This is a genomic window from Mycobacterium gordonae (genome assembly GCF_001417955.2).
GTDB lineage: Bacteria > Actinomycetota > Actinomycetes > Mycobacteriales > Mycobacteriaceae > Mycobacterium > Mycobacterium gordonae_B.
In genome coordinates this window covers 1-322 of record NZ_LKTM01000284.1, presented here as the reverse complement: position 1 = coordinate 322, position 322 = coordinate 1, and the positions used below count along the sequence as shown (strand labels likewise).

The window sequence follows — 322 nt, the reverse complement described above, 5'->3', positions numbered from 1 at the left end:
CGGGTGGCCTCGGCGGTGCGGGCGGGCCGGCCGGATTGTTCGGCACTGCCGGTCAGACGGGCGCCACCGGCGCTACCGGCGCGACCGGAAGCGGAGGGAGTGGCGGAGGTGGCGGCGGTGGCTTCACCACCATTTGGCGTGACGACTTCACCGGCGCCGCAGGCTCCCCGGTCAACGGCGCGAACTGGCTCTACGACCTGGGCCACGGCTATCCCGGTGGCGCCAACAACTGGGGCACCGGCGAAATCGAGTCGATGACCAACAGCACCAACAACGTCTACCTCGACGGCAACGGCCACCTCGCCATCAAGCCGATCCGAGA

The 322-nt window shown here is 69.9% G+C and carries 1 pseudogene; it reads left to right on the top strand.

From position 1 onward, the window contains the following. Positions 1-322 (top strand): annotated as a pseudogene (locus AO501_RS38305) (hypothetical protein); the annotation flags it as partial.